Genomic DNA, 20,972 nt, shown 5'->3' with positions numbered 1-20,972 from the left:
GTTGCCTGGGAGCAACGAGCGCGACGGGCCCGGTTCAGCGATCGCCGACACGGGCCCGTCACTCCACTCACTACTTCCTGGTCGAGTCCGGCTGCCCGCCTGGCATCGGCACCGCGGACTTGGGCATCGCGGCGGCCTTGGCCGAGTCTTCCTTCGCCCGGATGGCCTGCGCCGCCTGGACCGCACGATCGAGCCCGGCGGCGTTGACCTTCCACTCGTACTTCTTGCGCAGCGCCTGCACGACCGGCTGCGGGATTTCCACGAACTGCTCCTGGCCGTTGACGAGCCTGGAGAAGTAGCCGTCGATGCGCGCCGGGACGATCTTCTCGCGTTCGGCCTTGGTCTTTGCCGAATCCTGCAGGTTGCTCTGGGTGATGCGCAGTCCGGCGAATGCATTCTGCACGATCGCGGCAAACGACTTGTAGATCTCGGCGCGTTCCGTGGAGTCCACGGTGACCTTGGCGCTGTCGGCGGCCTTGAGGATCAGTTCATTGCGGAGCAGCTGACGGACCAGGAGCTGCATGACCGAGTCCGGCGCGCCGGCGATCTGCGAACGCACCTGGTCGGGATTGGGGAAGCCGTTGAGCCAGCGCACGACGTCACTCGCCCTGAAGGTTCCCAGCGTCGACTTGGCAACCGCCGTGTTGTCGTCTTCGTGCGCGGCGGGATCGGCGGCGAGGGCCTTCACCGTCTTGGCGACCGTGGGCTCGATCGTGATCTTCGCCGCGTTCTCGAGTCCCGTGATGTAGGTGCTCTCCGAGACCGTGCGCTGGCGCTGCACCCACTGCTGCTTGAAGGCCTCGGCGACTTCCGGGTAGGTGGAGCGACGCACGATGTGGTAGCCAAACTGCGTCTTCACCAGCGGCCCGATCTCGCCAGGCTTGAGTGCGCTGACGGCCTTCGCGAAATCAGGCACCATCATCGACGGAGCAAAGACGCCGAGGTCGCCGCCCTGGTCCTTGGTGCCGTCGGAACCGTACTGCTTGGCCATGGCCGCGAAGTTGGCGCTCGTGGTGCGGGCGAGCACGCCTTCGGCCTTCTTGAGCGTGGAGTCACTGCCCGTCGACTCCTGCCCCTGCGGCAGCGAGAACAGGATGTGGCGCGCGGCGAGGAGTTCACCCGTCGCGTACTTCTGCTCGAGGTTGGTGGTGTCGGCGACCCACGAATCGGTGAGCACCTTGTAGAACTTCTGCGTGCGGGCCTGGGTGATCACCGGCCACATCACCTCATCGATCAGCTTGCGATCGTCGAGCGAGTCCGCGTTGATCGCCGCTTCACCGAGGAGGTGGAAGTTCACCCATGCATCGGCGATGCTCTGCGCCACTTCGCGACGGACGGGCACCTGCGACTTGCCCATCATGTCGGCCATGGTCTGCACGGCCAGCTCCTGTGACCCCGCGCGGGCCACGACGTCCACGTGTGCGGTCAGCGCCTCCTTGAGGCCATCGCACGCCGAGAGAATCGTCAGACCGGCCAAGCCGAGAACGCGGAGGTGTTTGATCATTGGGGAATGGGTCGTGAGGCCGGCCGCATGAGCTGCAACGCGCGGACGAGTCCGTCGATGATGCCCGAGCCACCCAGCCGGGTGAGCTTGAGCGAGAGCGGGTGCGGACGCCGGACTTCGGCGCGGAACTGCACCTCCCCGAAGGCGGCCGACAGCGACTTGAGCCGCGGCACCACGGAGTCGCGAAAGGTAACACGGGCCTCGTCACCATGCACCAGAATCCCCTCGATCCCAAGGTCCCCGCCGGCCACACGCAGGGTGGTGCTGTTCAAGAGGTTGGCCGCCGGTGGCGGGAGCGGGCCAAACCGATCCTTGAGCTCCAACCGGACGGCGTCGACCTGTTCCGGGTGCTCCGCCGCCCCAAGCCGCCGATAGATGTCGAGCTTGGCCTCCTGGGACGGGACGTAGTCGTCCGGCAGAAAGGCCGGGGCGTCGATCGAGATGTCGGCAGGGGCGGCCCTGGGCGCGAGTTCGCCCAGCTGGACGCGACGCACGGTCTGCTCGAGCATGCGCAGATACAGGTCGAACCCGACCGCGTGTACGTGCCCCGACTGCTCGGCACCCAGCAGGTTGCCGGCTCCACGCAGTTCCATGTCCTTGAGCGCGATGCGATACCCGGCCCCCAGCTCGGTGTGGTGTTCCAGCACCTTGAGCCTTCGCTCCGCATCTTCGTCCACGCGATCGGGAACCATGAGATAGCAGTAGGCCCGACGGTGTGAACGACCCACGCGCCCGCGCAGCTGGTAGAGTTGCGCCAGCCCGAACGTGTCGGCGCGGTTGATGTACATCGTGTTCGCGTTCGGCACGTCGAGGCCGGATTCGACGATGAGCGTGGACACCAGGATGTCGACCTCGCCGCTGACGAAGCGGTGCATCACGTCTTCGAGATCCTTCTCCTTCATCTGGCCGTGGCCGACCGCGATGCGGGCCCGCGGCGCCACCCGCGCGATGTGGTCGGCGATGGCCTGGATCGTTTCGATGCGGTTGTGGACGAAGAACACCTGGCCGCCGCGATCGATCTCGCGGGCGATGCCTTCTTCCATGATGCCGTCGTCCCATGGCTCGACGAACGTGAGCACCGGCGAACGGTCGCGCGGCGCCGTCTGCATGAGCGTCATGTCGCGCAGACCGGCGAGCGACAGATGCAACGTGCGCGGGATCGGCGTCGCCGTGAGGGTGAGCACGTCCGTCTCCAGCTTGAGCTGCTTGAGCCGTTCCTTGTGCTTGACGCCAAACCGATGCTCCTCGTCGACGACGATCAGGCCGAGCGCCCGGAACGTCACGTCATCGGACAGCAGGCGGTGCGTGCCGATGACGATGTCGATGTTGCCGGCCTTGAGTTCGGCCAGCACCTGCGCCTGCTCCTTCGCCGTCTGGAAGCGGCTCATGGCCGCCACCTTGATCGGGAAGTCGGCCATGCGATCGGTGAACGTGCGGTAGTGCTGGTCAGCCAGGATCGTCGTCGGGACGAGCACGGCCACCTGCCGCCCGCTCTGCACCGCCTTGAACGCGGCACGGATGGCGACCTCGGTCTTGCCGTAGCCCACGTCGCCGACCAGCAGCCGGTCCATCGGTCGCTGCCCTTCGAGGTCGCGCTTGACGTCTTCGGTCGCCTTGCGCTGGTCCGGCGTGTCCTCGAACAGGAACGACGACTCGAGCTGCTTTTGCCATGCGGTATCCGCCGCATGGGGCGGCCGCTCGGCAACCTTGCGGCGGGCGTACAGTTCGAGCAGTTCCTGCGTCATCGCCTCGATCGCGATGCGCGTGCGATCGCGTTGCTGTGCCCAGCGACGGCCGCCGAGCTTGTGCAGCCTGGGTGGCGGGGCGTCATCGCCGACGTCCACACCCGAGCGGTAGCGTTCGATCTGGTCGATGCGATACAGCGGCACGTTGAGGCGGTCACCGCCCTCGTATTCGATCACCGCTACTTCGATGGTGCTCTCGCGGATGAACATCTGCTCGATGCCGCGATAGATCCCGACGCCGTGTTCGAGGTGGACCACGTAGTCGCCTGCCTTGAGCTGCGTGATGGTCTCGAGGACGGACCCGGTGGCGTATCGCCTCGCGCGCCGCAGCCGGCGGTCGCGCCGGAAGATCTCGTGATCGGTGAGGACGCGCAGGCCGGCGGTGCCCGAGGCGCCGGGCACCGGCCCGGCATCGTCCAGCGCCACGCCGCCCGAGGCCGCAACGCGCCGGCTGCCGGGCGGAATCACGAACCCGCCGTTGAGCACACCGATCGTCAGTGCCGCCGGCGACGGGTTCCACTCATCCTCGTTCAGCAGCTCATCGAGCCGCTCGGCCTGACCCGCATTGTCACACAGGATGACGGTGGGCGTGCCGTCGCGCACCACGCGGCGCAACAGGCGCACGTCGCGCGAGATGTTGTCGGGCGGCCGGATCGGGAACACGATCGCCTTCGCGTCACGCGCGGCGTCGACCACGGCCAGTCGCGCAAAGCGCGAGAGACGCGCGGTCAGGTCCCCGGGAGCCACGAAGGTGCTTTCGCGCACGACGACGTCATCGCCCCGACGCCTGGCGAGATCCGCGTGGTGCTGCGCCTCGTCCCACGTGCGCGCGAGTTCCGGCGACAGGTGCGACTCGTCAGGCAGCACGAGCACCGTGTCCGGGGGGAACAGCTCGGCAATGGAGACGCGCTCGGCGCCCAGGGCCTGCTCGACGCTCGGGGCGTCGACGGGAAGGATGACGGCCACATCGGTCGGTCGCGTGCTGAGCTGCGACCCGAGGTCGAAGTGGCGCAATCCCACGATCTCGTCGCCCCAGAACTCCAGGCGCACCGGCTCCGCCATCCCGTACGAGTACACGTCGACGATCCCGCCGCGAATCGCGAACTGCGCCACGTCGTCGAGCAGGGCCACGCGTTCGAACCCGATCGATTCGAGGTGGGTCGCGAGGTCTTCGACGCGTCGCGTGTCGCCCTGTCGCAACTCGAGGCGCGCCGCGCCCAGTGCGGTGGGAAGCCCCGTGCGCTCGAGCAGCGCGCGCGCCGTGGTGAGCAGCACGCGCACACCACCCTGCGCAACCCGTTCGAGCGTCTCCACGCGTTCACCGGCGATCTCGGCGTGGGGCTCCTCGCTGCCGAATCCCTCGCGCGCCGGATATAGCGCCACGGGGGCGGCATCCATGAGCAACTCGAGGTCCGCGAGCCAGCGTTCGGCTTCGCTCACCGCATCGGCGACCACCACGAAGAAGCGATTGGGATGGTGAGCCGCCAGCGCGGCCACCAGCACGGCATCGGTAGACCCGACCAACCCGGCGATGGGGCGGCGCTCTCCGGCGGCGGGAAATTCCGCCATCAGGCGACCGAACGGCGCCAGCCGTTCGAACGCATCCAGCACCAGCGGCAGCGGCATCAGGCGCCGGCCTGTTGCTCGGTGCGTCTGACGACGAACGTTTCGGCGGCGAGAAGGAGGAGCGCGAGGACGATCAGCGGCACCTGCAGCGGACGCCTGGAGCCCGAAGCAAACAGCGAGCGCCGCCACTGTGCGACGTCCGATGTCACGGCGACGGAGCGGCCCTGCAGTCGATCGCGCAACGCCGCGGGCGCGAGCCGGCGCAGGTCGGATTCCTCACCCTCGGGGTTCACGACGAGCGCGCCAACCCGTTGGCTGCCGCGCATCAGGAAGTACACGCCGGGGCGTGCAGGGGCGGCGTGCATCGCAGCAACGGGCTGCGACGTGCCATCGCTTGCCTCGACCGCCGTGACGCCGCTCGGCAGTCGCAGCGGTCCGGCGGGCGCCGCCTCCACCAGCGCCGTGGTTTCGCCCGCGAGGCGCTGCGCGACGATATCACCGAGCCACGGGACGAAGCCCGCGCGCAGCGGGAGATCGGTGGCCGAGGGATCGAGTGGCGAGCCGATGAGCACATACCCCTCACCGGCCACGACCCACGCGTCACCACCCGCGGTGGCGAGCGTATCGGCCACCGCACCCGACTGCGCGATGAGTGGCATGCGAGACGTGACCTTCACGCCCTCGAAGCGCTCACCGCGCGCCAACGTTTCGTCGCGCCGACCGGCGCCAAACCGCCAGGGCACGCCGAGGCGCTCGAGGGCCCGATTGGCCGTCCCGACGCGGCGAGGGTCCGAGGGCGCGATGAGGAGTGCCGGGAGTCGATCCACGACATCCGCCGCCGCGATGACGACGTCGGCGCCAGCCGCCACGCGCTGGCTCTGCACGAGCGCGTCGAACGCCGTCCGCGCAAAGGCGCCGGCCGATGCGTCGATTCGCACCAGGGGAGCCGCACCGACCCAAACCGCGAAATGGCGGGCGTCGTCGCCGCGCAGTTCGTCGGGCTCCAGTTCCACCACCCCGGCACTCCACCCCTGCGTCCGGGGCGAGCTGTGCACCGTGAGTTCCTCGCCGGCCCGCGCCGTGCCGCTCGCCAGGCGGGTCGCGCCTAACGCGATTCGGTAGGTCGCGGAGTCGGCACCCAGGGTGCGCGCCACCACGCTCCCACCCGGCGTCCAGCGCGCCGGCCTCGCCTCCGCCTGCACCACCGCGTGGTTGGCTGGCGCCGCCGGCGCCGCGGCCAGCACCGACACGCTGACACCACCCACCGTGACCGGCGCATCCCACGCCGTCGCCTGCCCGTCCGTAACGACCACCACCTGCTGCGCGCCCAGGCCCGCGCCGGCCACCAGTCCGCTCGCGCGCGTCACCGCGGTCGCGAGGTCGCCACGACCAGCCAGCGCATCGGTCTTGTCGATGGCGGCGAGCACCGTTTCGCGACTGCCACCCACCACCTGTCCGTCCGCGGTCACCAACCACAAACGATCCGAACTCGTGGCTGCCTGCGCCGCATCGCGCGCCGCCGCACGCAGGGTGGCCAGCAACGGCTGGCCGTTCACCACTGCACTCGTGCTGAGCGAGTTGTCCAGCACGATGGCCATGGCCGTGGGCACATGGCTCGTCCCGAAGAACGCGCCAAGGGGTCGGGCCGCCGCCAGCGCGAGCAACAGCACGACCAGCATGCGCAGCACCATCAACAGCAGGTTGCGCATGCGGATCTGGCGGATGTTCTCGCGCTCGGCGCGTGCGAGGTACTGCACGGCCGGAAAGTCCACACGCATGTGGATGCGACGCCGCATGAGGTGCAACACGAGCGGGACCGCGGCACCAACACCCAACAGCAGGAAAAGCGGCTGAAGAAAACTCACGGGAGGCGCTGGCGGGCGGCGAAGGCCTTGCGGAGCGGGACGCCGAACGGCTCGTCGCTGAAGACCACCTCGTACGAACATCCAAGCGCACCCAACCGATCGCGCCACTCCTGGATGGCGTGGTCCACGGTCCGCCGATATGCGTCTCGTACTTCGGACGCGGTGGCCGACACGTGCAAGGGCGTCTCCGTGTCGGCAAAGATCGCTTCGTTGGCCACGTCGAGTTCGCGCTCGGAGCGGTCCATCACGTGCAGCACCGTCACGTCATGGCCCCCGGCGCGAACGGCCTTGAGGCCACTGAGCGTGTCTTCGGGGTCGACGAGCATGTCGCTCACGAGGATCACGATTCCTGGCCGGCTCACCATGCGTCCGGCGTGCATCAGGGCGGCACCCATCTGTGAGTCGCCGCCACCACCGGGCTCTTCGAGCGCGCCGATGATGCGCCGCCAGTGAATCGTGCGCGCCTTGGGCGGGATCACGCTGCGCAGCTGGTCGTCGTAGCGCACGAGTCCCACGGCATCCTTCTGCCTGAGCAGCAGCAACGAAACGGCAGCCACGATCTGCTCGGCGTACTGGAGCTTGGTCAGGCCCGTGGCAGTTCCCTTCCAGTCCATGGACTTGCTGACGTCGAGGACGATTGCGGCCCGGAGGTTGGTCTCCTCCTCGAACTGCTTGATCATCCACTTGTCGGCCCGGGCGACGACCTTCCAGTCGATGTAGCGCAGGTCATCGCCGGGCTGGTACCCCCGATACTCGGCGAACTCGACCGAAAAGCCCTTCCGCGGGGACCGATGCAGACCCTGGAGAAATCCTTCCACCACCCAACGCGCCACGATCTCCATGCGGCCGAGTGAGGCCACCTGAGCCGGGTCGAGTAGGTCAGCGCGCGTTCGTGTGGATTCCATGGGCGGGGGCGGAAGCTAGGGACGGGGCGAAGGCGTTGGTAGGTGGCGGTGACGGTCGGCGGTGGACGGTGTTCGGTCGCAAGAAACGCTGGCAGGACGTGGGGAGTCGTATAGCTTGGGTGTAGAAGACTTGGGGAATCGTCGTTTTCCGACGTTGCGAGGCTCGGGAGAGCGGAGGGTCTGATGAGTCGCCTGGTTCGTTGCGTCACGCTGGGAGCACTCACATTGGCCGCGCGCGGCGATCTCGGCGCGCAGGACAGCACGGTCCGCGCGGCCGCTGCCCGCTGGAACTACCTCCTTCGTCAGGCCGGTGCCTCCGAACAGGGCGAGCCGGTCGTCCGCGTGTGGCTCGAACGCTCGATCTTTTCGGCCGGGGAGCCGGTGCGCGTCTCGTATCGCGTCGATCAGGACGCGTTCGTGGTCGTGGCCCAGGTCGATAATCAGGGCAACCTGTCGGTCCTGCACCCCCGTTCGGTCGGACGCAGCACGTTCGTGCGGGGTGGCCAGGATCAGCTGATCCGAAGCGCCCGACTGGGGACACGCGGGACCTTCGTGGCCGACGCGCGCTTTGGCGCTTCCGGATTCGTCTTTGCAATCGCCTCGGGAGCGCCGCTCGATCTCACGAGTCTGACGAGCCGCGACTTCTCTGCGTGGGTCACGGGCGTGCCGAGGGGCCAGCCCGTGGCGCGCTACATCGGTGACCCCTATCGCGTCGTGCAGCGGTTCGCGCGCGTCGTGCTCTCGGATCCCGATGACTGGGACTTCGATATCGCGTTCTACTCCGTCGACCGCCCGATCTACAGCACGGTCAACGCATTTTCGTATGGAACGGGCTGCCTTGACCAGATTGACGCGTATGACTCGTGGCTCACGCGGCCGATGGGCGGCGCGTACTACGATCAGCTCGGGTACGGCGATGAGTTTGGGTTCCGCTCAGCCTGCAGTCGGTACCGGTACCTTTCCTGCTTCATGCCGCTGTACGGGTACGGCTATGGAATCCCGATTTTCTGCGATCCTTACCGTCGCTCGCAGGTTGCCCAGACCCCGACGACTCCCCCGCTGGGCCCAAACGGAGAAGACTCCACACGGGTGAATCCGTGGGTGCCGGACAGCGTCCAGCGGCCGAACATCGAGAAGGGCACGCCCGGGCCGGCTGGTCCTCCACAGACGATGGCCCTCGATCCACGACGTCCGCTGCCGACGCGGAGCCTGCGGAACGACAGCGAAGACCTGTCCTTCTCCATCCCGGCCAGGGCGCTGCGCGGTCGTCGCACGCGGGACGCAGGAGAAGATCTGACGCGGGCGCCGCGGAATCAGTCCGGCGACGGCTTGATCCCGATGCCGGGTCGACCGGTACCAACGATGGCAGGCGGTCAGCCGATCGAGTGGGTGCGTCCGCCACGCGCCGTGGAACGCTCGGAGGGCTTCGATCGACTCCCCAACCGCGCGAGTCTCGACCGGGGTCGCGATCGGGATCGGAGTTCTGGCGGTGCGTCCACCTGGAATCCGCCTCCTCGGTCGAACAGCCCGACCTTTGATCGCGAGCCCATTCGCTCGCCAGGCTTCAGCAATCCCGCGGGACGGTCGTACGACCCGCCGTCGTTCACGCCGCCACCACGCCCCATGACGTCCGGCGTGGATTCGCGACCGATGTCGATGCCGGCAGCGACCTCGTCACCACCGCCGCCACCACCGCAGCCCGCGGCGTCGACGGGTGGCGCCAAGTCCGCCGATCCTCCGGAGCGCAAGCCACCGAGCGGCGACAAGTCTCCGTAACCCGGCGGGCTCGAGCCCGAGGAATCAGAGGGGGTTCTCCGATGCGATCGGCGGACCCCTTTAGATTGGTAGGCTTGGCCGCTCGAGGCGGTTCCGGCGCGCCCGGGACCGACCCGGGTGGACTCGACTGCAACCCCGGACCTGCCCGCACGCCGTGAAGCTCGACCTGATCCGCAACTTCTGCATCGTCGCCCACATCGACCACGGGAAGTCCACGCTGGCCGATCGGTTGATCGAAGCAACCGGGACGATCGAGAAGCGCGACATGAAGTCGCAGATGCTCGATACGCTCGATCTCGAGCGCGAGCGCGGCATCACGATCAAGCTCAACGCGGTACGCATGAGCTACGCGGCCAACGACGGGAACCGGTACGAGCTGAACCTGATCGACACACCAGGCCACGTGGACTTCACGTACGAGGTCTCGCGTTCGCTCGCGGCCTGCGAAGGCGCGATCCTGGTCGTGGACGCGTCGCAGGGGATCCAGGCTCAGACGCTGTCCAATCTGTTTCTCGCGCTCGACGCCGGGCTGGAGATCATCCCGGTGCTGAACAAGATCGACCTCCCGGGCGCCGAGCCTGATCGCCGAAAGCAGGAGGTGCACGACCTGATCGGCACCGACCCGGACGACATCCTGCTCGTCTCCGCCAAGGAAGGCCTCGGCATTCCGGCGCTGCTCGAAGCCATCGTGAAGCACGTCCCGCCGCCGCGGGGGCAGCCGGACGCCCCGCTGCGCGCGCTCATCTTCGACTCGTACTACGATCGCTACCGCGGCGCGATCCCCAGCGTGCGCGTGGTCGACGGATCGCTGCGCGCCGGGATGAAGATCACCTTTGGCGCCAACGACGCCACGTACGACGTGAGCGAGGTCGGGTACCTGCAGCTCAAGCAGACGAAGGCCGACGAGCTGACCGCTGGCGAGGTGGGGTACGTCCTCGCGAACGTGCGCACGGTGCAGGAGACGCGCGCCGGAGACACGATCTTCGACGCCGCCAACAAGGCGGTCGAGCCGCTGCCGGGCTACAAGGACGTGCACTCAATGGTGTTTGCAGGCATCTACCCCACGGACACCTCGCAATACGAACAGCTGCGCGATGCGCTGTCCAAGCTGCAGCTCAACGATGCGTCGCTCAAATACGAACCCGAGACCTCGACGGCCCTCGGCTTCGGCTTTCGCTGCGGATTCCTTGGGCTGCTGCACATGGAGATCGTGCAGGAACGGCTCGAGCGCGAGTTCAACCTCGACCTCGTCACCACCGTCCCGAACGTGGAGTACCACGTGTACATGCCGGGGTCGGAGGAACTGACGCTCATCGAGAACCCGAGCAAGCTCCCCGCGCCCGGAGACATCGAGCGCATCGAGGAGCCGTATGTGAAGGCGCGCATCGTATCGCCGACCGACTACATCGGGCCGATCATGACGCTGGGCACCGACCGACGCGGCGTGTACCTCGGCATGCGCTACATCGACACGACCCGCGTGGAGTTCGAGTGGGAGTTCCCGCTGGCCGAGATCATTCTGGACTTCTACGACCGGCTCAAGACCATCAGTCGGGGCTATGCGTCGCTCGACTACGAAATGGGCGACTACCGTCCGAGTCCGCTGGTCAAGCTCGACATGCTGATCAACGGCGATGCGGTCGACGCGTTTTCGGTGATCATCCACCGCGACAAGGCCTACGACTGGGGCCGGAAGGTGGCGGACAAGCTCAAGGAGCTGATCCCTCGGCAGCTCTTCGAGGTCGCGATCCAGGCGGCGATCGGCAACAAGATCATCGCGCGCACCACGGTCAAGCCGCTGCGCAAGGACGTGCTGGCCAAGTGCTACGGCGGCGACATCTCCCGCAAGCGCAAGCTCCTGGAGAAACAGAAGGAGGGCAAGAAGCGCATGAAGAGCGTCGGCAGCGTGGAAATCCCGCAGGAGGCGTTCCTCGCGGTGCTGCAGGTCGAGTAACAGGGCGGGTTGCTTGCAGCTTGCCGGTACTGGTACTGACTGCTGGACCTGATGTAGCTGGCTGGGCCGGAGCGCGAGGCGCAGCTCCAGCCAGCAGCACGGCTACGCTGCAAGTACGAAGCAGCGGTCAACGACGTCCCTGGATCTTCCCCCTTCGTACCACCACCCGCTGATCGCCCACGACCGGCAACGGCATCAGCGCGTGCGGATCCTTCATGTTGGGGCGCGCGTTCGCCGCGTGGTCCATTGCGGCCTTGCTCTGCTGCGACCATGCCACTGTAATCGCGCTGTCGCGCACCGCGAGTACCGGGAAGCTTGCGGCGACGGTTGCGTCGCTTGCAGTCACCGCCTCACCGAACGTTGCGCCCCCGTCGCGCGACACGCGCACCAGGATCCGCGGGATCGTGTCACGACCATCGTCCCACGCGGCGACGACCGTGGACGGGCCGTCGAGGGCGAGTTGCACGTGTGCCGGCCGCGAGAACGCGGCAGTCCCCAGCGCGACCGGGGCCAGGAAGGTCTGTGCGCCGTCGGTCGACTTCGCGTAGAACACACCGGCTGCACCCTCCTTCCCGGTCCACCACGCCACGTGCACGGCGCCATCAGCGCCAACGTGGAGCGCCGGGCCGGCGTGCGGGCAGCCGTCGAACACCCAGCCGTCGGCGTGAACGCGCTGCGCCGGGCTCCACGTTGCCCCGTGGTCCTTCGACGCAGCGACGACGATGTCGCGCACGTTCCCCGGCATGACGGTACGCCACGCCAGGTAGAGTGTGCCATCGGTGGCTGAGGCGATCGCCGTGCGGCAGCACGGGCATGACTCGGTGGAATCGGCGCGTACCGCCTGGCTCCACGTAGCGCCGCCGTCAGTGGACCGCGTGATGAACGTGCCGCTGCGGCGATTGTCGCGTGATTCGAGCCACGCCACGTAGATCGTGCCGTCGGCGGCCGCGTGCATGGCGTGAAAGTTCCGCGAACCGAGCACGGAATCGCCGGTGACGGTGGCCGGTGCGCTCCACGTCGCTCCACCATCGTGCGACGACACGAGGCGAAGCGTCGAGAACGGGAAGCGGCGGCCCTGGATCACCTTGCCGACGACGTAGAGGGCGTGCAGTGTGCCGTCCGGCGCATAGGTCAGCTTGGGCGGCGATTCCCCGTGCGCCTCGATCCCGCCCAACGGGTCCTGGAGTTCGCTCGGCTCGGCACCGGCGGTCGAGGTGAAGAGCCGACCGTCGCTCCCGCGGTCAGGCGCGCTCACCCATGCCACCGTACGCGCACCGGAAGGCGCCACGGCGAACATGGGAGCGGCACCGGCCGTCGCGCCTGCCGTGAGCACTTCTTCCGGCTGCAGCGTGACGTCCGGGCGTCCCGCGCAGGCGATGGAGGTAGCGGCAACCGCCGCAATCAGGCGTCGCATGTCTGCTTCCTCAGCGCTGCCAGGTCCACCGCGCGCCGGCGTACACCATGCGCGGGCTGCCCGGGGTGAACCGCTCGCGGTTGAACGCGTCGTACGTGGCGATTTCGGCGTATTTCCGGTCGTCGAGGTTCACGACGCGCGCGAAGATCTCGGCGCCGCGCACGTGCCAGTTGCCGTGCAGGGTCCAGAGCTGGAAGCCGTCGTATCGATGCGTGTTCTCGGGATCCATGTAGTAGCGACCCGTGTGCGACCACTCCACCGCGAGCCGACCACCGCGGAGGATCGCCGGCGTCCATGTCACGAGCGCGTTGCCGAGGGTATGCGGCGCCTGCTCGATGGTGCGGCCACCGTAGCTCACGTTGTGTCTCTGCACAGGGATCACCCAGTTGACGTAGCGCTGCGTCGCGGTGCTCCACGCGAGGTCGACGCGCACCGAAGGCACAAGGAGCGCGCCGAGCGCGGACTCGATCCCGTGATGGCGCGTCGCACCGGCATTCGACGACGTCGACGTCCCCGTCGCGTCGAGGATGCTCAGGATGTCGTTCTCCACGCGCATGTCGTACCACGCCACGCTGTACAGCACGCGGTGGCCGAGCACCCCACGCACACCGAGTTCGCGGCTCGTCGCGGTGACGGGATCGAGGCCGGTGGTGTTGAGGTTCGCGCCCTGCTGGAAGAGCTGGCCCTGCGCCGGCGCCCGGAATCCCTGGCGCCACGACGCGTGCACGTTGAGCTGCGGCGTCACGTCGACCGTGAGCCCGACTTTCGGGCTCCAGCGCGAGAAGCGGAGCGACGTGTCGGCTGGCACCCGGAAGCGACCGGTCTGCAGCACGGGAAGGTGCGTGTCGTAGGCGTAGCTGCTGTTGTCGTACCGGAGGCCAACGTCCAGACGCGCGCGCGCGATCGGCGACACCTCCACGTGCAGGTACGGCGAAGCCTGGCGATACGTGACGTCGTAGTCGTAGTGGACAGCCCCCTTCGTGTAGGTCGTCCACGCGTTGTCGTTGCCGGCCGAGCGGGGCGTGATGCCCTCGATCAGGACCGACCCGGGCGAGTAGTCCACGTCGACACCCGCAATGACGCGCGTGCGCATCGGCGTGAGGTCGCGCCGGACGCGCGCGAGCAGACCGTACGAGTCGTTGCGCGTGTCCCAGACCTCGGGGTTGAACGTGAGTTGCCAGTTGGGGAGCAGACCCAGCACGTTGTGTCGCGCAAACGGCGTGAGGCTGATCGACGTGGCGCCTCGATCGACTTCGACCGCGGTGGACCACCGGAGCGCCTGCACGTCGCGGAAGGCAATCGGCGAGAGGTTGAGGTTGGGTCGCGTGCCGAAGTTGGACGCGTTGAGCGCGACGACGTCGCGCTGGTCAACCGACGAGCCCGAGAGCACGGTGCGGAACGCGATGCCCTTCGAAGTGGCGAGATCGTGGCGAACGGTGGCACTCGTGCGCTCGTACGGGGCATCACGCTTGAAGCCGTCGGCCTTCGTGACGTTGAGGTCCATGCGAAGGCCCTGCGAGCCGGGTGAGAAGCCTCCGGTGGCGAGGAAGCGACGGTACCCGTAGTCGCCTGCCTCCAGCGCGAGGTCCACCGTGGGCGACGCGGGTGCTGGGCGCGTGAGCGCGTTGATCACGCCACCGATCGCGTCGCTGCCGTACAACGCCGTGCCGGGGCCCTTGAGCACCTCCAGCCCGCCGGCCTGCGGCAAGTTCACCTCGTACAGGGCGTTGTGATTGAAGAAGCCGGTGGAGCGCGTCGGGACACCGTCTTCCAGGTAGAGGTAGAGCGGCTTGGTCGTGATCGGCTGCCGGATCGCGGTCGAGTGCCCTTCGCCCGAGAGCTGCGACACGTGAACACCCGGGATGCGGCTCACAAGCGCGGCCGGGTGCGCCGCGCGTGCTTCCCGCATCGCGGCACCGTCGAGCACATCAATCGTTGCCGACGCCTCCGTGCGTCGCTGCAGCTCGCGCGTGGCCGAGACCACGACGGGAGTGATGACCTGCGCAGCGACAACGAGCATCACGTCCAGCTCGGTGGTGCTTGCTGCCGAGAGCTGGACATCGAGGGTGCGCGGCGTGTAGCCCACCCGCTGCACCACGATGACCTGCGGACCCGGCGGCAGGCCAGCGATGCTGTAGCGACCATTCGCGTCCGAGATCGCCCCACGCGTCGTGCCGCGCACGGCGACGGTCACGTCGCCCACGGGCAGCCGGGTCGAGGAGTCGGTGATGACGCCGCGCAGCGCGCCAGACTGCTGGGCACCGCTCGCCGTGAACGGGACGGCGAGAAACAACAAGAGGGAGGAACGGCGCAGGAAGCGCCGTGCATTGGCAGGCATCGGAAGATCCGTGGCTCAAGGTTGCGTGCACGACCGATGGGTCGCGAGCGCGCGAGAGGACGCGGCGGGAAGTCGCCGAGTCGTGACGGATGTGCCTGACGCGTGCGGCGGACCTCCGGAGGAAGGCGCCGAACTCCTGTGTCTACGACCGCGCGCTCACGTCAGGCGCGTCGACGCCGGGGGAGCCGTGGCGAACGGAAGAACGTGCGGGCCACGCAGCGGAACCGGCCGCTGCTCCCTCGCGGGCGGGCGGCTGCCGTCGTGCGCTGGTACCTCCGCGGAGAACCTCGGCGCGTCGACAACGACGAGTGCCGTGGTGCCGCACTGCGGCCCCGGGCAGCAGCACTTGTGCTGCTCCGGCTCCGGAGTATCGCCTCCGCCGTGATGGGCGTGTCCTGTTGGCGCGGACGCGGTGGCGGCCACGACCGGGCTGTGCTCCGGACAATGATGCATCGGCTGCGGCGCACCCAGGTACAGGGCGAGCCACAGCAGATAGATCGTTGCGCCGAGCTTGCGGATGGCCACGGGACGTCGCGACGTGAGGGTCGACAGCCAGTGTTAGATATACGTCGACCACCGTGATTTGGCTGTAGGGAAACGACCCAGCGCACGCTTGACCTCCTCGCTCATCGTCCAGACCTCGTTCATCGGCGATGCCGTGCTCACGACGCCACTCATCGCGGAGCTGGCTCGTCGCGGACCGGTCTCGCTGGTCGTCACCCGGGCAGCGGCCGCGCTGTTCGCTCACCATCCCGGCGTGTCCCGCGTCATCGTGTACGACAAGCGCGGCGCCGACGCGGGCGTCCGCGGCTTCCAGCGCATGGTGCGCGCACTGCGCACCGACGATCGGCAGGCGGTCGCCTACCTCGCGCAGGGATCTCATCGGAGCGGTCTGCTCGCACGGGCCGCCGGATACCGTGAGCGCGTGGGATTCGCGACCTCGACGGGCCGCCTCTGGTACACCACGCGCATCACCCCTACAGACGGTCTGCATCACGCCGATCGCCTGTGGCGACTCGCGCGGTCGCCGGACGCACCGACGGCGGATCAGCTGCGACCACGCCTCTATCCCGCCGCCCGCGACGAGGCGCGCGTCGAGGTGCTGCTCAACGAGCACGGCGCCCTTGGTGAACCATTGATCGCGCTCGCACCCGGCAGCGTGTGGGCGACCAAGCGCTGGCCCTTCTTTCCGGCGCTCGCCAGGGACCTCTCCGCGCTGGGGCGGGTGGTTGTCCTCGGAAGCGAGGCCGACAGCGCGCTCGCGCGAGATATCGCCGCCGCCTCACCCTCGGCCATCGATGCGACCGGACAGCTCTCACTCCTCGGCTCGGCCGCACTCATTGCGAGGGCACGTGTGCTGGTTACCAACGACTCCGCGCCACTGCACCTCGCCTCGGCGATGAACACGCCGACGGTCGCGATCTTTGGCCCGACCGTGACGCGGTTCGGTTTCGGCCCCCTCGCCCAGCGAAGCAGCATCGCCGAGGTGTCCAATCTCGCGTGCCGCCCGTGTTCGGCACACGGGCCGGCCACCTGTCCCCTCGGGCATTTTCGGTGCATGCTGGACCTGTTGCCCGACCGCGTCCTCATGGCCACTACGGCACTCCTCAACGAACGACGCTAAGTGGACCCCGTCTCCCACGGCATGCTGGGCCTCGCGCTGGCCCTCGTGGTTGGATTGGTCCTTGGGCTGCTCGGTGGTGGCGGCTCGATCCTGGCGCTGCCGATCTTCCTGTACGTGTTTCACGTGCCCACCAAATCCGCGGTGGCCATGAGCCTCGCGGTGGTCGGCATGAGCGCCGCGGTTGGGTTTGTGTCCCACTGGCGGCAGGGCACGGTGCACATGCGCATCGCGCTGCCCTTTGGAGCGCTGGCGATGATCGGCGCGTTCGCCACGGCGCGAATCGCCCACCAGGTACCCGCCCAGGTTCAGCTCACGCTGTTCGTGATCTTTGCCGGGGCCGCCGCGCTCCTCATGTTGCGCGATGGGATGCGCGCGCCCGCCAGCGCACCGGAGAGCAGCGTCGCGAACGTGCGCTTCACCCCGCTGCTCGCTGTTCAGGCCGTTGCCGTCGGCGTGTTGACGTCGCTCATCGGCGCCGGAGGCGGCTTTGTGATCGTGCCCGCGCTCGTCCTGCTCGCACGCGTGCCGGTGCGTGCCGCGGTCGGGAGTTCCCTGTTCATCATCATGGTCAACGGACTGTCCGGCTTCATCGGGTACATCGGGATCGTCCCCATTCATTGGCGACTCGCCGCCGAGTTCACCGGAGTGGCGGCGGTCGGCGCGATCATCGGGACGCGGCTCGCGCCTCGCGTACCGCAGCGGCGGATCAAGCAGGGGTTCGCGGTGACCGTGCTCGTCCTCGGCGGTCTCGTGGTGGCGCGCGGCGTCGGGCTCCTGGGCTAGGATAGATTTCGACGCGCGTCCGGCACACGATTTCCTTCACTCTTCGCGCCATGCCCGCGAGAAAGGCCTCGAAGTTCATTGTCGGTGTCGACCTTGGCGGCACCAACATCGTGGTCGGCTCACTCAGCGACGACGGCGCCACCGAATACGCCATGCGATCCGAGCCGACGCGCGCGACCCAGGGCGCGGACGCCGTGGTGGATCGCATGGTGCGCATGATCGACACCGTGATCGCCGAGACGATGGCGGCGGGGCTCAAGCGCGACCAGTGTCTCGGCGTCGGCGTGGGCGCGCCGGGGCCGCTCGATCGCGAGAAGGGCATCGTCATCACGACGCCCAACCTTGGCTGGACAAACTTTCCGTTGCGGCAGGTCATCGCTGACCGCGTGGGCCTTCCGGCCACGCTCGACAACGACGCGAACTGTGCGACGCTCGGCGAGTGGTGGCTGGGTGCCGCCAGGGGCGGGCGCAATGTGGTGGGCATGACCATCGGAACCGGCATCGGCGGGGGGCTGATCCTCGACGGCAAGCTCTACCACGGCGCCTCGGACGTGGCGGGTGAGATCGGGCACATGACCATCGACATCACCGGCCGACGCTGCGGCTGTGGCAACTACGGCTGCCTCGAAGCCTACGCCTCCGGGCCGAGCATCGCCGAGCGTGCGCGCGAGGCGCTTGGCGGCGACCAGCCCTCGATGCTCTACGCCATGGTGGACAACGACCTGTCGAAACTCACCGCCGCGATCGTGTACGATGCGGCCAAGCGCGACGACGTCGTGGCGCTCGAGGTGGTTCGCGAAACCGCCGTGTTCCTCGGGACCGGGCTCGCGAACCTCCTCAACGTCTACAACCCGGACGTCGTGGTGATCGCGGGCGGCGTAACGCAGGCCGGGGATCCGCTGTTCGTGCCGCTGCGCCGCGAAGTGCGCCGCCGCGCGTTTCGGCCGGCGGTGGACGCCTGCCGCATCGTTCCGGGCTCACTGCCGGGGACCGCGGGCGTGGTGGGCGCGGTGGCTACATTCCGACAGCAGGCCGTGGACGCAGTGTGACGTGGCATGACCGCTGAGAGGCCGTTCGCCAGCCCGGACGAGCGCCCTTCGGGCCCGCGGCGGCTGGGAGTGATCGGCTCCTTTGTCTGGGACGTGATCTACGGCCGGGACGCGCGTCGGGCGCCCATCGAGGAGTGGGGCGGCGTGACGTATGCCTTGTCGGCCCTCGACGCCGCGCTGACTAACGATTGGCAAGTCGTTCCGCTCGTGAAGGTCGGGGCAGACCTCGCGGCGCGCGCGCGCGAGTTCCTGCGCGGCCTGCGCCGCATCGCGCCTGATGCCGAACCGATCATCGTGCCGGTGCAGAACAACCGTGTCGAACTTCGATACACCAGCGAGGAACGGCGCTCCGAGGTGCTCACGGGCGGGGTGCCTCCCTGGCACTGGCTGGGGCTCAAGCCGTTGCTGCGCGACATCGACGCCCTGTACATCAACCTGCTGAGCGGCTTCGAACTCGACCTCGAGGTCGCGCAGTTGATCCGTCAACATTTTCGGGGCCCCATCTACTGCGACCTGCACTCGCTGCTGCTGGCGGTGCAGCCGGGCGGCCTGCGCACGCCGCGTCCGCTCGTGAACGCCGAAGGATGGTTACGGTGCTTCGATCTCGTTCAGGTGAATGAGGATGAAATGCGCCTCATTGCGCCGGATCCGATGGCGCTGGCGGCGACGGCCATGAACTGCGGCGTGTCTTCGTTGGTGGTGACGCTGGGTGCGCGCGGCGTGGTGTACGTGAACGCGCCCGGATTCCAGACACTGGACGATGCAGGGCGTCGCGGTGCTGCCGCGTTCGTGGCGGGCGCAGTGGAAACAGCGCGCGTGCCTGCGGATCGCGTGCGTGTCAAGGGGCCCGAACAGGATCCGACGGGATGCGGCGACGTGTTCGGCGCCACACTCTTTGCGCGGCTCGTTTGCGGTGATACGTTTTCGGTCGCGTTACCCTCCGCCGTGCGAGCCGCGGCGCGCAACGTCGAGTTTCGCGGTGCATCCGGCCTCGCGCACCATCTCCGCGGCGAATTGATTCCTTCGTGACCTCTGTCATTACCGTCCCGCCTTCGCTCGACGACCAGACGTTCGAACACGTGCTCGAGCAGCTCGCCCCACTCCCGCTCGATCAGAAGGTGCTGGTGGACGCGCGTCACACGCGCTGGTCGTCGCCGTACGGGCTGACGGCGCTGCTGACCCTGGCACAGACGCGTGCCGAGCGCGCGGCGTTCACCGGACCGGAGACGGAAGAGACGGCGAGCTACTGGCAGCGGGCCGGGTTCTACGATCACGCCGAGCGGTTGTTCGAGATGCACGGCCACGTGCCGCGCCCGCGAGGCTCGGCGGGCGAATCGAACGTGCTGCTCGAGATCACCGCCGTCGCGAAGAGCGACGACGTGCACGATGTCGTCGAAAAGATCCAGCTGAAGGCGCAGGCGATCCTCGTCAACGAGCTGAACCTCGACCCGTTGGCGACGATGCGCTTTGCCATGACGCTTTCGGAGGTTTGTCAGAACATCGTGGAGCACGCGGGCACGACGGGCTGGGTGGCCGTACAGACGTATCGCTATCGGCAGCGGCTCGGACGCCGCGTGGTCGTGATCGCGGTCTGCGATGCGGGCATCGGCTTTCGCAAGTCGCTGGAGAGTGCGCAGGGGCGCAAGCTGAGCGACCGCTGGGACGACGCGATGGCGCTCGAGGACGCGTTGATCCGTGGCGTCAGCCGGTTTCGCGACCCCGGTCGTGGTCAGGGCCTGGCCGGCGTGCGGCGCTACGTGGGCAAGTGGGACGGCAAGCTGGCCATCCGCAGCGGCACCGCGCGCATCGCCATCGTCCCCGGATGGGACGACGATGTGCCGCTCCGCGAGTCGCTCGCGGCGTTCCCGGGCGCCCAGGTCCAGATCACCATTCCCGAGCGGGTGGTGACGCGATGACGTACCATATCGCCATCGACGTCAGCTCCGTGCTCCGCCGAACGGTCTGCGACCTCTATTCCAACCTCGTCACCCGGCCCACCGGTGCGACGGTGCGCAAGGCCATCGAGGAAGCGCTTGCCGAGCAGCCCGAGCCGAACGTCACGGTCATCGACTTCTCGCACGTCACGCTGCTCGACTTCTCGTGTGCCGACGAGATCGTCGGCAAACTGCTCGATGCGTACCAGCGCGCCGGCGGCGCGCCGCGCACGTATTTCCTCATCCGGGGCGTACACGACGCGCACCTCGAGGCCATCGAAGCGGTGCTCGAACGCTATGATCTCGCGGTCATCGTCCAGGACGACGCGGGCACGCACAAGCTGGTTGGCACGCTCGACGATGGCGTGCGCCGCGTCTGGCAGCTCGTCCGCCAGCGCGGACCGATCCTCGCCCGCGATGTGGAGGCGGAGTTCGGCGAGCCGGCCGAAACCTGCGGCCGCGTGCTCGACGAGCTGTTTGCCCGACGGCTCGTCGTCCGGCGCGATGACGGCGGT

General features: G+C 68.2%; 14 protein-coding genes and 1 pseudogene. 7 read left to right on the top strand and 8 right to left on the bottom strand.

All coding sequences use genetic code 11. The annotated features are described in order from the left end of the window. Positions 1-70: 70 nt before the first annotated feature. From IT361_12095 to IT361_12080, 4 genes are read right to left on the bottom strand one after another with little or no spacing between them, the layout of a single operon-like run. Positions 71-1,504 carry a peptidylprolyl isomerase gene (locus tag IT361_12095; GenBank protein MCC6318419.1) on the bottom strand — a complete coding sequence of 478 codons (1,434 nt, stop codon included), beginning with the start codon at positions 1,502-1,504 and terminating at the stop codon, positions 71-73. Then, positions 1,501-4,875, bottom strand: a complete 3,375-nt coding sequence (mfd, locus tag IT361_12090) for a transcription-repair coupling factor (protein ID MCC6318418.1) — start codon at positions 4,873-4,875, stop codon at positions 1,501-1,503. The genes IT361_12095 and mfd overlap by 4 nt, the downstream gene beginning before the upstream one ends. Next, complete coding sequence (locus IT361_12085; GenBank protein ID MCC6318417.1) at positions 4,875-6,680, bottom strand: BatA and WFA domain-containing protein; 1,806 nt, start codon at positions 6,678-6,680, stop codon at positions 4,875-4,877. Before IT361_12085 ends, mfd begins: the two co-directional genes overlap by 1 nt. Continuing rightward, a complete protein-coding gene (locus tag IT361_12080) occupies positions 6,677-7,585 on the bottom strand; it encodes a DUF58 domain-containing protein (protein MCC6318416.1) in 909 nt (302 codons plus the stop codon). Before IT361_12080 ends, IT361_12085 begins: the two co-directional genes overlap by 4 nt. A gap of 183 nt (positions 7,586-7,768) precedes the next feature. Between IT361_12080 and IT361_12075 the strand changes: the two genes are divergently transcribed. Then, positions 7,769-9,361, top strand: coding sequence for a DUF4384 domain-containing protein (locus tag IT361_12075; GenBank protein ID MCC6318415.1), 1,593 nt, complete (start codon positions 7,769-7,771; stop codon positions 9,359-9,361). A gap of 154 nt (positions 9,362-9,515) precedes the next feature. After that, positions 9,516-11,315 (top strand): elongation factor 4, encoded by a 1,800-nt coding sequence (lepA, locus tag IT361_12070; protein ID MCC6318414.1) that lies wholly within the window; start codon positions 9,516-9,518, stop codon positions 11,313-11,315. Between the two features lie 127 nt (positions 11,316-11,442). Here lepA and IT361_12065 read toward each other — a convergent pair whose 3' ends face one another. The 3 genes from IT361_12065 to IT361_12055 all read right to left on the bottom strand — a co-directional run bounded on the left by IT361_12065 (position 11,443) and on the right by IT361_12055 (position 15,592). Then, on the bottom strand, positions 11,443-12,729 hold the full coding sequence (locus IT361_12065) for an exo-alpha-sialidase (protein ID MCC6318413.1): 1,287 nt from the start codon (positions 12,727-12,729) through the stop codon (positions 11,443-11,445). Positions 12,730-12,739: 10 nt separating this feature from the next. Next, complete coding sequence (locus IT361_12060) at positions 12,740-15,067, bottom strand: TonB-dependent receptor (GenBank protein ID MCC6318412.1); 2,328 nt, start codon at positions 15,065-15,067, stop codon at positions 12,740-12,742. 156 nt (positions 15,068-15,223) lie between these two features. Continuing rightward, positions 15,224-15,592: a hypothetical protein gene (locus tag IT361_12055; GenBank protein MCC6318411.1), complete on the bottom strand. Its 369-nt coding sequence runs from the start codon at positions 15,590-15,592 to the stop codon at positions 15,224-15,226. Positions 15,593-15,680: 88 nt separating this feature from the next. On the opposite strand from IT361_12055, the gene IT361_12050 reads away from it, so the two are divergent. From IT361_12050 to IT361_12030, 5 genes are read left to right on the top strand one after another with little or no spacing between them, the layout of a single operon-like run. Beyond that, positions 15,681-16,691 (top strand): glycosyltransferase family 9 protein, encoded by a 1,011-nt coding sequence (locus IT361_12050; GenBank protein ID MCC6318410.1) that lies wholly within the window; start codon positions 15,681-15,683, stop codon positions 16,689-16,691. Beyond that, positions 16,692-17,474 carry a sulfite exporter TauE/SafE family protein gene (locus IT361_12045; GenBank protein MCC6318409.1) on the top strand — a complete coding sequence of 261 codons (783 nt, stop codon included), beginning with the start codon at positions 16,692-16,694 and terminating at the stop codon, positions 17,472-17,474. Between the two features lie 50 nt (positions 17,475-17,524). Then, the gene (locus tag IT361_12040; protein ID MCC6318408.1) at positions 17,525-18,523 is read left to right on the top strand and encodes an ROK family protein; all 999 of its coding nucleotides are present in this window, start codon (positions 17,525-17,527) and stop codon (positions 18,521-18,523) included. A 6-nt stretch (positions 18,524-18,529) separates the two neighbouring features. Beyond that, positions 18,530-19,552 carry a carbohydrate kinase family protein gene (locus IT361_12035; protein MCC6318407.1) on the top strand — a complete coding sequence of 341 codons (1,023 nt, stop codon included), beginning with the start codon at positions 18,530-18,532 and terminating at the stop codon, positions 19,550-19,552. Beyond that, positions 19,549-20,439: an ATP-binding protein gene (locus IT361_12030; GenBank protein ID MCC6318406.1), complete on the top strand. Its 891-nt coding sequence runs from the start codon at positions 19,549-19,551 to the stop codon at positions 20,437-20,439. Before IT361_12035 ends, IT361_12030 begins: the two co-directional genes overlap by 4 nt. 258 nt (positions 20,440-20,697) lie before the next feature. Here IT361_12030 and IT361_12025 read toward each other — a convergent pair. Then, positions 20,698-20,757 (bottom strand): annotated as a pseudogene (locus tag IT361_12025) (hypothetical protein). Positions 20,758-20,972 lie beyond the last annotated feature (215 nt).

This window comes from Gemmatimonadaceae bacterium, assembly GCA_020846935.1.
Taxonomy (GTDB): Bacteria; Gemmatimonadota; Gemmatimonadetes; order Gemmatimonadales; family Gemmatimonadaceae; genus RBC101.
The sequence above is the reverse complement of the archived record's forward strand: the minus strand, read 5'-3'. Positions and strand labels throughout refer to the sequence as shown.